The sequence below is a fragment of the Mesorhizobium sp. M5C.F.Cr.IN.023.01.1.1 genome (assembly GCF_003997585.1).
Lineage (GTDB): Bacteria > Pseudomonadota > Alphaproteobacteria > Rhizobiales > Rhizobiaceae > Mesorhizobium > Mesorhizobium wenxiniae.
The window spans coordinates 17656-29854 of sequence record NZ_RZSU01000084.1 but is presented as its reverse complement, the minus strand read 5'-3'; the positions used below and the strand labels follow the sequence as shown (position 1 = coordinate 29854).

Genomic DNA, 12199 nt, shown 5'->3' with positions numbered 1-12199 from the left:
TACCGATGCCTATCTCGCAATGGCCCGGGCGGTCAATTCGGGCACGGCTTCGAGAAACTGGGCCGCCGAACTCGCCGACGGCCGGACAATTCAGATCCGTCATCAGCCGATGCCCGACGGCGGCTGGGTCGCCACGCATGACGACGTTACGGAACTCACCGCCAATCGCCTGATCGTCGACGAGCGTATCTCGCTGCAAACGCTGATCGACTGGGTGCCCGATTACATGTGGGTCAAGGACACCGAAAGCCGCTTCGTTGTGGTCAACAGGGCCATTGCGTCCGACAGCGGCAAGGACAAGGCCAGCGACATGATCGGCTTGACCGATTTCGACCTCCATGCCCCGGAGCTTGCGCAGCGATTTCGCGCCATCGAGCAGGACGTGCTGCGCACCGGGCGGCCGATGATCGACGAGGAAGAATTTGTGGTCGATGCGTCAGGCGCCGGCAAATGGTTCTCGTCGACGAAGGTGCCGTTGCGCAATGTTCAAAATGATATCTTCGGTCTGGTTGGCATCGCCCGCGACATCACTGCCCGCAAGCAGGCGGACGTCCTTCGAGACGGGCAGGCGCATATACTGGAAATGATCGCGACGAGCGCTCCGCTCGAAGACGTGCTCGACCGCCTCATGCGCCTCGTCGAGTCCCAGTTGACGGGGATATTCGGCTCCGTCCTGTTGCTCGACAAGGATGGCGGCCATTTGCACCACGGCGCCGCGCCGAGCCTGTCGAAAGACTATACGAGCGCCATCGACGGGGTTGCCACCGGTCCCAAGGTGGGATCCTGCGGAACCGCCGCCCACCGGCGCGAGCCGGTCATCGTCGCCGACATCATGCAGGATCCGCTATGGGAGGATTATCGCGAACTGGCGGCGGCGCATGGCTATCGTTCGTGCTGGTCGACCCCGATCCTGTCGCATCAGGGCGCTGTGCTGGGCGTCTTTGCGATGTATTCGATGACGGTGCGCGAACCGACCGACGCCGAGACCCGGCTCATCGATTTCACGACGCGCATCGCCGGGATCGCCATTGAGCGCAAACTGGCCGAAGATCGGATCCACTTCATGGCCAACCATGATGCGCTGACCGGACTTCCCAATCGCGCCTTGCTCGAGGACCGGCTTTCACAAGCGATTCTGTACGCGCAGCGATACGATCGCTGGGTGACGGTGGTGTTCATCGATCTGGACAATTTCAAACTCGTCAACGACACGCTTGGCCACAATGCCGGGGACGAGCTCCTGAAGACCGTTGCCGCCCGCATGGTCGAATGCGTAAGGGCGACCGATACCGTCGTGCGGCTTGGCGGCGACGAATTTGTCATCGTTCTGTTCGACCAGCCGACGAACGTCGATCTCATCGCCGAGACCCTGCAAAAAATCCGAATGGCGATCGCGGAGCCGGTTCGACTCGGAGCGCATCGGCTGAGGGCGACGGCCAGTATCGGCATCGCAAGCTATCCGAAGGATGGGACGAACCCGGACGCGCTGCTGGCCAACGCCGATGCAGCCATGTATCGCGCGAAGGAGTTCGGCCGCGACAATTTCCAGTTCTATGCTCCCGAATTCAACACCACGGCGCACGAAAAATTCGTGCTTCAGGAGGAATTGCGAAACGCGCTGGTCCGTTCGGAATTCACCCTTGTCTACCAGCCGCAAGTCGATCTTCGGTCGGGGCAGGTCTTCGCCGTCGAAGCGCTGGTACGCTGGAATCATCCGACGCGGGGTACGATACCGCCGACCGCCTTTATTCCGACGGCCGAGGAGACAGGCTTGATCGTGCCGATCGGCGACTGGGTGCTGCACGAAGCCTGTCGGCAGGCCAAGGCCTGGCAGGACGCGGGCCTGCCGCCGATGACTGTCTGCGTGAATGTGTCGGCACGGCAATTCAGGGAAAGGAACCTGATCAGCCGTGTCGTCAACGCGCTCACGGAAAGCGGTCTGGAGGCTGGATATCTCGAGCTGGAGGTGACCGAAAGCCTCATCATGCAGGATATCGACCTGGCGGTCGCGACCATGAACGAACTGCAAAGCCTGGGCGTTCAGATCTCGATCGACGATTTCGGAACGGGCTATTCCAGCCTCAGTGCGCTCAAGACGTTTCCGGTCGCGCGGCTGAAGATCGACAAGTCTTTCATCAACGATCTCGCCGCCGACGAGAACGATCAGGCTGTCGCCAGCGCCGTGATTTCATTGGGTCAAAAGCTCCATCTGAGGGTCATTGCCGAGGGCGTCGAAACAGACGATCAGGTGGCCTTCTTGCGCAAGAACAACTGCGATGAAATGCAGGGCTATCATTTCAGCAAACCGGTTTCGGCCAGCGACATCGAGGAATTGCTCCGCCACAAGGATTGACGGCCAGCAGATCCCTGATGATCTCCGCCGCCGATGGCAGCGCGCGCCGCGCATATGGATGACGGCTGCGGCCGGCGTGCCAGTTACACCGCCTGTTTCCCGAGCCTCTATCTGCCCAGAACCAGGCTCCAATAGCGCAGCGCGCTGTCGCGGCCGTCCCGCACATAGGCCAGACCGAAGCGGGTAAAGCGCGGGTCGAGCATGTTGCGGCGGTGGCCGGCCGAATGCATCCAGATGTCGAACAGCTTCTGCTGATCGAAACGGCCCTCAGCGATATTTTCGGCGGCAGCACCGCTAATGCCGTTGCCCTTGACGCGCGAGGCGAATCCCTTGCCCCAGCCTGTGGTATGGGTCATGCGGCCGCCGCGCGCCATATAGCCGGACTGCTGCAGGGCTGCCTGTTCGAGCTGAGGGTCGGGGACAAGCGGCCCGAGGCCGGCTGAGGCACGGATGCCCGCCAGTGTGCCGACGGCGGAGGCGGAGACCCCGGCGCCTTCGCCAGTGGGCAGCACAGTGGCGCAGGCAGCGAGCCCGGCCAGTGCAGCAAGGCCGGCAGCTCTAAATAGCATTCGCCTGTTAAAGTTTGATCGGGCATCGGAATCTTCCATTTGGGCAACGGTCATGCCCGACTGACTAGCGGTGATCATGGCTTTTGCCGGGCAGGCGCTCAAAAATCTCGCTCACTGAGCCCTTAGCCGTCCGCGAACCCTGCTGACTGCACGCTACGGCGCGGTACTCTCCAAGATAGTCACCCAACCACCGCCGATAGCCGCATTGCTCTCGATAAGAGCACTCCTGCCGCAGACCGCTAGCCGGCAGACACTTGGCTGATCCCGGCATCGATCCAGGCGCGCGTCTGTTCCAGAAGTTCATCCGAAAGCGCGGGATCGTCTATCGCCCGGGCGAGGATCAGCCGTCATCGTCGATCGATACAGGGCATCAGCGCGGACGGAATCTCAAAAGATATCGTCACCCTCTGTAGCGCCGGCGGCCAAGGGCGCTCGATAACACTCGAGATCGCTACCGGTGAGCTATCGGGGAGCTGCTGATACCAAACTCAACTTAATTTCGGATCGGGCTATAAGGCATTTGCCGAATATGGCGGCGCCGTCGCATCTTTCTGCTTGCCGCCCTATTTCACCAAGGACGGGGCCGCCGGAATGAAGGCCAGCTTTCGGGGACCGGCAAGGAACCGGTCAGCGACTGATATCGGGTCGTTTGCCGGAATGCCGCCGTCGAGGAACGAGAAGGCACTGGCTGGGTCTTGATGGCCACATCGGGAGGTGAACCCATGGAACCGAGCGCCAAGGAACAGGAGAACCTTTCCCGACTCGAACGGGCCGCGCAACAGACTGCTGATCCAGAAACTTTGGAACAGAAGGCGAAAAAGCCCGAGGAAAAATTCCGCTTCAGCCTTCGCAAGCAAGATGTCTGGTGGACGGTTGGTTTCGCTGCCGCCGCCTTGCTGCTTTTTGGCATCCAAGTCCTGATCAATTGGCGCCTGGAATGGCTTGATGCGCCTTTGCGCGTTCGCGTGCTGAACTACGTCAGGGGCGGCCTTCTCATTTTCGTTATGCTGACCGTTGCGAATGTTATCGAAGTCTTTCTCATTGGCCGAATTCCCAATCGTGTTTCGCGTTTCAACCTGCAACGTATTTTTCGATTGGTCGTCGTCGTCGCCATCGTCTTCGTGGCCATTTCGGTCTTATTTGTGAACTGGTACGCTGCGGTTGTTTCACTCGGCCTGATTTCACTGATTCTCGGCTTTGCGCTGCAAATGCCGATCTCCAGTTTCATCGCGTGGATTTATATTCTGGCCAGGGCGCCTTATCGCGTTGGCGACCGCATTCGCATCGGCGATGCCCATGGCGATGTCATTGATGTCAGCTATCTCGACACGACGTTATGGGAATTCGGCGGCGAACATCTTTGGACCGATCATCCAAGCGGACGCGTTATCAAGTTTCCGAACTCCACCGTGTTTGACACGCCGGTCTTCAACTATTCCTGGCCGCTGTTTCCCTATGTCTGGAACGAAATCAAGTTCCAGCTCGCTTATGAAAGCGATCTGGAATTCGTAGCGAAGACCATGAGGGAGGTCGTTGACGAGCAGATCGGCGACATCATGAGCCAGAAGGTGAAGGTCTATAAGCACATCCTGTCGCAAACGCCGGTGGACGAACTCGAAGTGAAGGAGCATCCCGTGGTTCATTTTCGCGTCAGTGAAAACACCTGGCTCGAGGCCATCGTGCGTTACCTCGTGCCGCCGAAGGAAGCGGGGCGCACCAAAACACGCTTGATCAAGGAAATGCTGGCGCGAATGAATGCAAAACCCGATCGCGTGCTGTTTCCGAAGAGCAATTTGAGGTGAACTTCCTCACGCCCCGCCCGCGTCGCGGCAGGCAAGCCGGATGACCGACTATATGGGCTCCGTTGATCGGGCTCGTGCATGGATGTATCGCGGGGACAATTCGCTGATCCGGCATCTGCAGGGCAATAGCGCGAGCTGGCCGGGCTTTCATGCAGGACTGCACCCGTTCTTCTCGTCCGATATTGCGCGATCAATGGGTTTGGCTTTGGTAAGGATGAAACCTTTCTGCGCTGGCGGTTTCTTGAGCGCGCTCGGCTCTTTCAAGCGCTTTCCATCGGGCGCCGGCGGGCTTGGTTTGTCACGACGGAATTTCACACGCAATCGCCACCGCCAGCCGTTGCGGAATCTTCTCGGCATCGTGCTTGTCGCCGTGGAAACGTACGATCAGATCTTCAAACCCCCAATCATGGAGGCGTAAACTCGGTGCTATCAATTCGGCTGGAGTATCTCCCCGGCAATGACGGCTTCTGGCGCTACCCGCGCATCCGATAATAGACCCGGACGGCAGGTCCGACCCAAAGCGGTTGTCCAGCCTCGGTACCAGGCCTCAGGTTTTCACCACTGGTCAGGCCGCCTTGACGAGCTTGGTTTCCGCCGTTGATGAGACCCGGCCGGCCCGATCGTCCTCGGTATCTTCCCACCAGTCGCCCAGGGCGTCGATGAGCGGCACAAGCTTGAGGCCGGGCGCTGTGAGGTCGTAGTCCACGCGTAGCGGATAGCCGGGGTGCGCCGTTCGCCGCACGATCCCGGCTTCCTCCAGCTTGCGCAGTTCCAGCGCCAGAATGCGGTGCGACACGGTCGGGTTGTCACGCCTCAGGTCGCTGAAGCGCTTGGTCCCGTCCTTGAGATAGTAGAGCAGCAAGGTGGGCCAGCGACCGCTGAGCACACGCATGGTCTCTTCGATCGGGCAGCGTGAGACGACATCTTTCATGGCGGGTCCCTGGTTACAGAATAGTGCGTAATTTACATGGGACGACCAGCGTTTAGGGTCAAGCTTCGCTGCGCAGCGTGATCCCTAAACATGGAAGAGACAAAGAAATGGAACCTATCCTCCTTTACGGCGTCCCGGCGGGAAGTTCGATGGGGCTTGTCGCTGCTTTTGAACGCCTCGGACAGCCTTACCGCCTGTGTCGCGTCGACATGCTCACCGAAATGAAGAACGACGCCTATGCCAGCATCAACGGCCGTCAGGAAACGCCGGTGTTGATCACGGACGAAGGCAGAGTGCTCACCGAGACCATGGCGATTGCCGCTTGGCTCGAAGCCCGCGACACGCAAGGTCGCATCAGCTTCGATCCTCGCTCGCCGGAAGCGGACCGGATGCATCAGCTGATGGCTTTCGTGAACACCGGTTTCACCGCCGCTTTCACCCCGCTCTGGGCTGCATATGAAATGGAATCGGCCGAGCCGGTCCTGCTGGCGACCTTGCGCGACTTTGGCCGCAAGGCCGTTGCCGAACGCCATGACCGGCTTGAGGCGATGATCGTCGACACGGACTTTCTGGTCGGCGATCGCCTGACGCTGGCGGATACCACGCTGATTGGCGTGGCACGCTGGGCGGAGTTCCACAAGGCGGTCGACGGCGCCGCCTACCCCAAGCTGGCGGCGTTGCGCCGCCGGATCGAAAGCGATCCGGACGTGCGGTATGTGCAGGCCATCGAGGATGGCGAAAAGCCGGCGGGTTCAGGTGTCTGCCTTGGCCACATTCCGCTGGCCGAGGTGATTGAACGATTTGGTGCCTAGACTAGTGGTAAAAGCCTGACACTTGGTACCCGACGTGTGGGGCAGCTCAGGCTGAAAGACCGCCAATCAGGCAATCACGGACAGGATGGAAGGTCAGCCCCGCAATCGCGCCCAGGGCGTCCTCAATAAGCCCGAGTGAATCCGCCATCGTGTAGAATGTTCAGGCCTGTCATGTGATCAGTGAGGGGCGACAACAAGCCCTCGACGACGACGGCAACTTCAGACGGCGTCCCATACTTTTTGAGTGGAATGTTGTCGGTCTCGACCGCAATCCTTTCTTCAAACGTCACGCCGGCGTCCTGCGCTCGCCTGCCAATTGCATCCCGATACCAGGGCGACAGCGTGCCACCGAGTGAAAGAGTGTTCACATGAATACCTCTTTCGCCTAGCGCAAAGGCAAGCGTCTTCGCTTCTCCAAGCCAAGCGGTGCGGATGACGTTGGCGGTGGCGTAGTGGCTAAGAACCTGAGCCGAAGAAATGCCGGAAATGATTACGACCTTGCAGCGTCGGCCTGCTTCAGGGGCCGGTTCCATCCGAGCGATTGCCGACTTCAACAGGGACAACGGCCCAACGAAGCTTGTCTGAAACAGCGTTCGCCAGACCTCCGGCTCGGGCATAGGGTCAGCGGACGAATGCGGTTGGGGCGGCATAAGAACGACCCCATCAAGCTTGAGGCCCGACGTGGCGAGGTGTCGATCAAACTCGCCCAACGCGGCTTCCGATGCCATATCAACAGGTATAGCTTCATGCGAACCGTCGGCTGGTGCAGGCAAGGTCGAAACCAGCGACTCAAGCCGCACCTGATTGCGGGCCGCCACCATCAGCCGCGCGCCACCGGCCGCAAGCCGTTCGCAAATTGCCTTCCCGATCCCACCCGTTGCCCCAGTCACAAGTATGGTCGACATCGCACCACCCCGCCAGTTTCGAGCACTATACTGTTGTAGTCTGGAAAAGCCATTGCACCCGGCTATGGGCGGTTTCTTGCCATCCACCGGTACCAAGTGTCAGACTTTCACCACTGGCACACGCCAGCCGCGCGGCACGGACGCGCCCTGTGCCGCGCGGCGCTTGCCCCGACACCACCCGATTCGCGACAAGCACATCGAATTCGGCTATCATGCCATCGCTTTTGAATGGCAGCTACGGGCGGCCATCCCGGCGGTGGCCGCCCCGACACACGGGAGAATGGTTATGGCCAGCTTTCATGTCATGTCGGACGCGCGTGGAATGCACGTGCAGCCCAGGGTGCGCCGCATCACCACGGCAGACCTGATGGATGTGCTGCGGCTCGGCGTCGAGGATTTCTGGGCAAAGCCATCGCATTACGTGTTCTTGTGCCTGATCTATCCGGTGGTCGGATTGATCCTGGCGCAGTGGACGACATCCGGCTCCAACGCCATCCAGCTCCTTTATCCGCTGATGTCCGGCTTCGCCCTGCTTGGACCCTTCGCCGCGATCGGCCTCTACGAGATCAGCCGCCGCCGCGAGCTCGGCATGGACACGTCCTGGTGGCACGCGCTCGACGTGCGCCACTCGCCGGCGCTGCCGGCGATCGCAGTCATCGGCGTCATGCTGGTGGCACTGTTCCTGCTCTGGCTGTACACCGCGCAATCGATCTACATCGGCCTGTTCGGCAATCAGCCGCCCGCCTCGATCGGCGGCTTTTTGCGCGAGGTGCTGACAACGCCCAAAGGCTGGATGCTGATCCTACTCGGCAATTCGGCTGGCTTCGTCTTCGCCGCGATCGTGCTGGCGACGACCGTCGTCGCTTTCCCGCTGCTGCTCGACCGCGATGTCGGCGCGGTCTCGGCAATCGAGACATCGGCACGGGCGGTGATGACAAATCCGCTGCAGATGGCGCTGTGGGGCCTCATGGTGGCCGTGCTGCTGGTCATCGGCTCGATCCCGCTGTTTGCCGGGCTCGCCGTCGTCATGCCCGTGCTTGGCCATGCGACGTGGCACCTCTATCGCAGGGTGGTCGAACCCGAGCGGGCGCAGCAGGACCGGCGGCCGATGTAGGCTACGGCGGCGGTGCCGCCGCTCTATCTTTTCGTTTGAGCATCGGATTCTCCCAAAACCGGTACCCACTTCTGGGTCCGATGCTCTTAGTTAACGCTGCGCGTCGGTTGCCATCTTCAGGGCCAGTGCGGTCAGCACCGTGCCCATCATCCAACGCTGGATCACCAGCCATAGCGGTCGGCCGGCGAGGAAGACGGCGATCGAGCCGGCCGTAACCGCGATGATCGCGTTGACGGTGAGGCTGATCGCAATCTGCGTGGTGCCGAGCACCAGAAGCTGCGAAAGCACGTGGCCCTTGCCGGGGCTGATGAACTGCGGCAGCAGCGAAAGATAAAGCACCGCCACCTTCGGGTTGAGCAGATTGGTCATCAGGCCCATGGCGAACAATTTGCGCGGCCTGTCCTTCGGCAGTTCCCGGACCTGGAACGGCGAGCGTCCGCCTGGCCTCACCGCTTGCCAGGCAAGCCACAAAAGGTAGAGCGCGCCGGCAAAGCGCAGCGCATCATAGGCGTAAGGCACGGCAAGCAGCAGCGCGGTGATGCCGAATGCCGCCGACAACACGTAGAAGACAAAGCCGAGCGCCACCCCACCGAGCGAGATCAGGCCGGCCTTCGGCCCCTGTGACAGCGATCGCGAGATCAGATAGATCATATTCGGGCCAGGCGTCAGCACCATGCCGAGGCAGACCAGCGCGAAGGCGAGATGGTTGGCGGCGTCAGGCACGGCGCATCTCCAGTGGCAAGACTGCGCGCCTCCCGATGGTCTCCATCCGATGTGCACGGTCAGGCGAACGCGCCCATGTGCCCTCGCCAGTCCCCACGCGCAAGAGCATGACAGCGCAAGCCATTGCGCCAGCCCGTCGCGTCGCCGCTTACATGTCAGCCGACGATGCGCAGGTTCGACAATTCGTTGGCGATTTCCTTGAAATTGTCCGACAGCGTCGCCCCGGTCGCGTTCCAGAACAGCTTGGCCGGTTTGGTCGGATCAGTGGGATCCATGCGGAAGCGCGAGTCCGACGAGCATGCCTTCAGCGCGTCGAGCGCTTTCTTATCGCCGGCATCGGTGGTCGACAGGTCGAGCGCGATGCTGGGCGGCGATGCTGAAACGCGGCGAAAGCTGGTGACAGGGTGAAGAGCTTCGGTTAATGCGGTCCAGTCGCTGCGGATCGTCGGCGGCGGCGCTCGCAACCATCATGTGGAAACGATATGGCGGATTCGCCCGATATCATCGGCTCGCTCGCGGATTTGTCGGCAGCCTATTCTGCCATCCTGTGCGATGTCTGGGGTGTGGTCCACAATGGCGAACGGCATTTTCCGGCCGCGGCTCTGGCGCTGGCCACCGCACGCGAAGCGAAGATACCTGTGGTTCTGATCACCAATTCGCCACGCCGCAGCGCCGATGTGGTGGCGCAGATGAAAGCGATCGGCGTTCCCTCGGCGGCCTACGACCGTGTCGTCACCTCCGGCGATGTGACCCGCGACCTGATCATCGAGGGCCCGCGAAAGATCTTTCATATCGGCGCCGACCGCGACTTTACGCTCTATGACGGGCTTGATGTCGAGCTGGTCGAGGAGTTCGAGGCATCCGGCGTGGTCTGCACCGGGCTGTTCGACGACGAACTCGAGAAGCCGGAGGACTACGCCGATCTTCTGCGGCGGCTACGCGCCAGGAACCTGCCCTTCATCTGCGCCAATCCCGACATCGTGGTCGAGCGCGGCGAGCGGATGATCTGGTGCGCCGGGGCCTTGGCTCGCGACTATGCCCAGCTCGGCGGGCGGACGCTGATCGCCGGAAAACCTTATGCCCCGGTCTATGATGTCGCGATGAAGGAGATCTCCGACCTGCTCGGCCGCACGGTCGAGCGCTCGGACGTGCTGGCAATCGGCGACGGCATGATGACCGACATCAAGGGTGCTGCCGACAACGGCTTCGACGTGCTCTACGTGTCGGGCGGCATCCATGCCCGCGACTACGGCGATCCGCTACAACCGGATCCGGCCAGGCTAATTGCCTTTCTGGAAAGGCACGGCTACCGGCCGGTCGCGGTCATTCCGAGACTGCAGTAGGGTCGCTCGATGACGGAAGCCTTCGAACGCCTTTCTGCAATCTCGCCGCTGCCGGCCCATTTGCGGGGTGGCGTGGTGGCGATCGGCAATTTCGACGGTGTGCACCGCGGCCACCAGGCGGTGCTCGAGCGCGCGCTTGCCGAGGCCCGCCGGCGCGGCGTGCCAGCACTGGTGCTGACCTTCGAGCCGCATCCGAGAAAGGTGTTCCGGCCTGAGATACCGCTGTTCGTGCTGACGCCGCCGCCGATGAAAGCACGGCTGTTATCGTATCTAGGCTTTGCCGCACTCGTCGAACAGCCGTTCACGCGCGACTTCGCCGCATTGTCGGCGGAAGCGTTCGTGACCGACGTGCTGGACAGGAACCTCGGCATCAGTCACGCGGTGACCGGCTTCGACTTCCACTTCGGCAAGGACAGGCAAGGCGGCCCGGCCTATCTGATGGCGGCCGGCGAACGCCACGGCTTCGGCGTCACCCTGGTTGACGCGTTTCGCGACGAGGGCGCCGAGGTGGTGTCGTCGAGCCGGATCCGCGCGCTGCTGTGCGAAGGCGCGGTGGCCGCGGCAGCCGGCCTGCTCGGCTACCGCTTCACGGTCGAGAGCGAGGTGATCGGCGGCCAGCAGCTTGGCCGGACGCTCGGCTTTCCAACCGCCAATATGAGGCTTTCGCCGGAAGCCACTCTGAAGGAAGGGATTTATGCCGTCCGCTTCCGTCGCGCCGACGGCACGCTTCATGATGGTGTTGCCAGCTTCGGCCGCCGCCCGACCGTCGATGACAACGGCGCGCCGCTTCTGGAAACCTTCGTCTTCGACTTCTCCGGCGATCTCTACGGCGAGATATGCGCTGTGTCCTTCTTTGGTTTCCTGCGCGCCGAGGTGAAGTTCGACGGGCTCGACGCGCTGGTCGCGCAGATGAAGCGCGATGAGGTCGAGGCGAGGGCGCTGCTTGCCGGCGTCCGCCCGCTTTCCGATCTCGACGCGGGCATTGCTTTCTAAAGCATGATCCCGAAAAGTGGGAACCGGTTTTCGGACAAGATCATGCTAAACAAGGACCTATTTTTTTAGCGCCAGGCCGACCGCAATGAAGGCCCAGCCCTGGAAGATCAGGTCGACGGCGAGAAACAGCCCCAGCACCCATACGCTGTTGACTGGCCAGCCCATAGCGATGACCAGGCCTGCCAGCGCGCTGATGACGCCGGCCGCCACCAGCCAGCCCCAGCCTTTTTCCGGTCTGTGCTTGTACCCGACCCAGGCCCTGAGCACGCCAGAGGCGAGAAGGGCGACCGCCAGCAGGAAGGTCAGCACCGCCGACGCCAGCAGCGGATTATAGAAGGCGAAGAACCCGGCGACTGCATAGAGAAGGCCGCTGAGCAGCCAGTAGAAGAACCGGCTCCATGTCTTCACACCGAAGGCGTGCATGATCTCGATGATTCCGGCCATCAGCATCAGCCAGCCGACAACATAGACCGAGGCGACCGTGGCGATGAACAGATTGCCGAATGCGATGCCGCCGAGGATCAGCAGCAGCACGCCAAGCCCGAAGAACCATCCCCATTTCGCTCGCGTCTGACCAATCGCATCCTTTAAAGCATCGCCTTGCAGGGTCATTGCCGCCATCTCCATCGAGGTCGCCTGGCATCATGCCGGTTT

12 protein-coding genes and 2 pseudogenes are annotated in these 12199 nt (G+C 61.5%); 7 read left to right on the top strand and 7 right to left on the bottom strand.

All coding sequences use genetic code 11. The features are described from left to right. Positions 1-2353, top strand: a 2353-nt coding sequence (locus EOA78_RS26450; RefSeq protein WP_127317682.1) for an EAL domain-containing protein, incomplete at its 5' end; no start/stop codon positions are given. A 107-nt stretch (positions 2354-2460) separates the two neighbouring features. Here the strand turns inward: EOA78_RS26450 and EOA78_RS26445 are convergent. Further along, positions 2461-2976: a CAP domain-containing protein gene (locus tag EOA78_RS26445; protein ID WP_127317684.1), complete on the bottom strand. Its 516-nt coding sequence runs from the start codon at positions 2974-2976 to the stop codon at positions 2461-2463. A 185-nt stretch (positions 2977-3161) separates the two neighbouring features. Next, a pseudogene (locus EOA78_RS37310) lies at positions 3162-3263 on the bottom strand (TetR/AcrR family transcriptional regulator); the annotation flags it as partial. A 381-nt stretch (positions 3264-3644) separates the two neighbouring features. On the opposite strand from EOA78_RS37310, the gene EOA78_RS26435 reads away from it, so the two are divergent. Together EOA78_RS26435 and EOA78_RS26430 are read left to right on the top strand one after the other, a co-directional pair. After that, a complete protein-coding gene (locus EOA78_RS26435) occupies positions 3645-4724 on the top strand; it encodes a mechanosensitive ion channel family protein (RefSeq protein WP_127317681.1) in 1080 nt (359 codons plus the stop codon). A 40-nt stretch (positions 4725-4764) separates the two neighbouring features. After that, entirely contained in the window at positions 4765-5142 is a 378-nt protein-coding gene (locus EOA78_RS26430) for a hypothetical protein (protein WP_127317680.1), read from the top strand. A 147-nt stretch (positions 5143-5289) separates the two neighbouring features. Here EOA78_RS26430 and EOA78_RS26425 read toward each other — a convergent pair whose 3' ends face one another. Then, positions 5290-5655: a helix-turn-helix domain-containing protein gene (locus EOA78_RS26425; protein WP_127317679.1), complete on the bottom strand. Its 366-nt coding sequence runs from the start codon at positions 5653-5655 to the stop codon at positions 5290-5292. Between the two features lie 107 nt (positions 5656-5762). Here EOA78_RS26425 and EOA78_RS26420 point away from each other — a divergent pair, with 107 nt between their 5' ends. Further along, on the top strand, positions 5763-6467 hold the full coding sequence (locus tag EOA78_RS26420) for a glutathione S-transferase family protein (RefSeq protein ID WP_127317678.1): 705 nt from the start codon (positions 5763-5765) through the stop codon (positions 6465-6467). Positions 6468-6589: 122 nt separating this feature from the next. On the opposite strand, the gene EOA78_RS26415 is transcribed toward EOA78_RS26420, so the two are convergent. Further along, positions 6590-7372 carry an SDR family oxidoreductase gene (locus tag EOA78_RS26415; protein WP_127209363.1) on the bottom strand — a complete coding sequence of 261 codons (783 nt, stop codon included), beginning with the start codon at positions 7370-7372 and terminating at the stop codon, positions 6590-6592. 286 nt (positions 7373-7658) lie between these two features. Between EOA78_RS26415 and EOA78_RS26410 the strand changes: the two genes are divergently transcribed. Next, entirely contained in the window at positions 7659-8486 is an 828-nt protein-coding gene (locus tag EOA78_RS26410; protein ID WP_127317677.1) for a DUF2189 domain-containing protein, read from the top strand. A 90-nt stretch (positions 8487-8576) separates the two neighbouring features. On the opposite strand, the gene EOA78_RS26405 is transcribed toward EOA78_RS26410, so the two are convergent. Together EOA78_RS26405 and EOA78_RS26400 are read right to left on the bottom strand one after the other, a co-directional pair. Beyond that, the gene (locus EOA78_RS26405; protein WP_127317676.1) at positions 8577-9209 is read right to left on the bottom strand and encodes a LysE family translocator; all 633 of its coding nucleotides are present in this window, start codon (positions 9207-9209) and stop codon (positions 8577-8579) included. A 155-nt stretch (positions 9210-9364) separates the two neighbouring features. After that, positions 9365-9574, bottom strand: a pseudogene (locus tag EOA78_RS26400) (hypothetical protein); the annotation flags it as partial. A gap of 117 nt (positions 9575-9691) precedes the next feature. Here EOA78_RS26400 and EOA78_RS26395 point away from each other — a divergent pair. Together EOA78_RS26395 and EOA78_RS26390 are read left to right on the top strand one after the other, a co-directional pair. Further along, positions 9692-10552 (top strand): TIGR01459 family HAD-type hydrolase, encoded by an 861-nt coding sequence (locus EOA78_RS26395; RefSeq protein ID WP_127317675.1) that lies wholly within the window; start codon positions 9692-9694, stop codon positions 10550-10552. 9 nt (positions 10553-10561) lie between these two features. Continuing rightward, on the top strand, positions 10562-11545 hold the full coding sequence (locus tag EOA78_RS26390; protein WP_127317674.1) for a bifunctional riboflavin kinase/FAD synthetase: 984 nt from the start codon (positions 10562-10564) through the stop codon (positions 11543-11545). Positions 11546-11602: 57 nt separating this feature from the next. Here the strand turns inward: EOA78_RS26390 and EOA78_RS26385 are convergent, their stop codons facing one another. Beyond that, positions 11603-12157 carry an HdeD family acid-resistance protein gene (locus EOA78_RS26385; RefSeq protein WP_127317673.1) on the bottom strand — a complete coding sequence of 185 codons (555 nt, stop codon included), beginning with the start codon at positions 12155-12157 and terminating at the stop codon, positions 11603-11605. Positions 12158-12199 lie beyond the last annotated feature (42 nt).

Excerpts from the sequence above, each read along its gene's own strand:
- EOA78_RS26435 (WP_127317681.1), top strand. The coding sequence starts at position 3,645 with ATGGAACCGAGCGCCAAGGAACAGGAGAACCTTTCCCGACTCGAACGG.
- EOA78_RS26410 (WP_127317677.1), top strand. The coding sequence starts at position 7,659 with ATGGCCAGCTTTCATGTCATGTCGGACGCGCGTGGAATGCACGTGCAG.
- EOA78_RS26390 (WP_127317674.1), top strand. The coding sequence starts at position 10,562 with ATGACGGAAGCCTTCGAACGCCTTTCTGCAATCTCGCCGCTGCCGGCC.
- EOA78_RS26425 (WP_127317679.1), bottom strand. The coding sequence starts at position 5,655 with ATGAAAGATGTCGTCTCACGCTGCCCGATCGAAGAGACCATGCGTGTG.
- EOA78_RS26445 (WP_127317684.1), bottom strand. The coding sequence starts at position 2,976 with ATGACCGTTGCCCAAATGGAAGATTCCGATGCCCGATCAAACTTTAAC.
- EOA78_RS26395 (WP_127317675.1), top strand. The coding sequence starts at position 9,692 with ATGGCGGATTCGCCCGATATCATCGGCTCGCTCGCGGATTTGTCGGCA.
- EOA78_RS26385 (WP_127317673.1), bottom strand. The coding sequence starts at position 12,157 with ATGACCCTGCAAGGCGATGCTTTAAAGGATGCGATTGGTCAGACGCGA.
- EOA78_RS26430 (WP_127317680.1), top strand. The coding sequence starts at position 4,765 with ATGACCGACTATATGGGCTCCGTTGATCGGGCTCGTGCATGGATGTAT.
- EOA78_RS26420 (WP_127317678.1), top strand. The coding sequence starts at position 5,763 with ATGGAACCTATCCTCCTTTACGGCGTCCCGGCGGGAAGTTCGATGGGG.
- EOA78_RS26415 (WP_127209363.1), bottom strand. The coding sequence starts at position 7,372 with ATGTCGACCATACTTGTGACTGGGGCAACGGGTGGGATCGGGAAGGCA.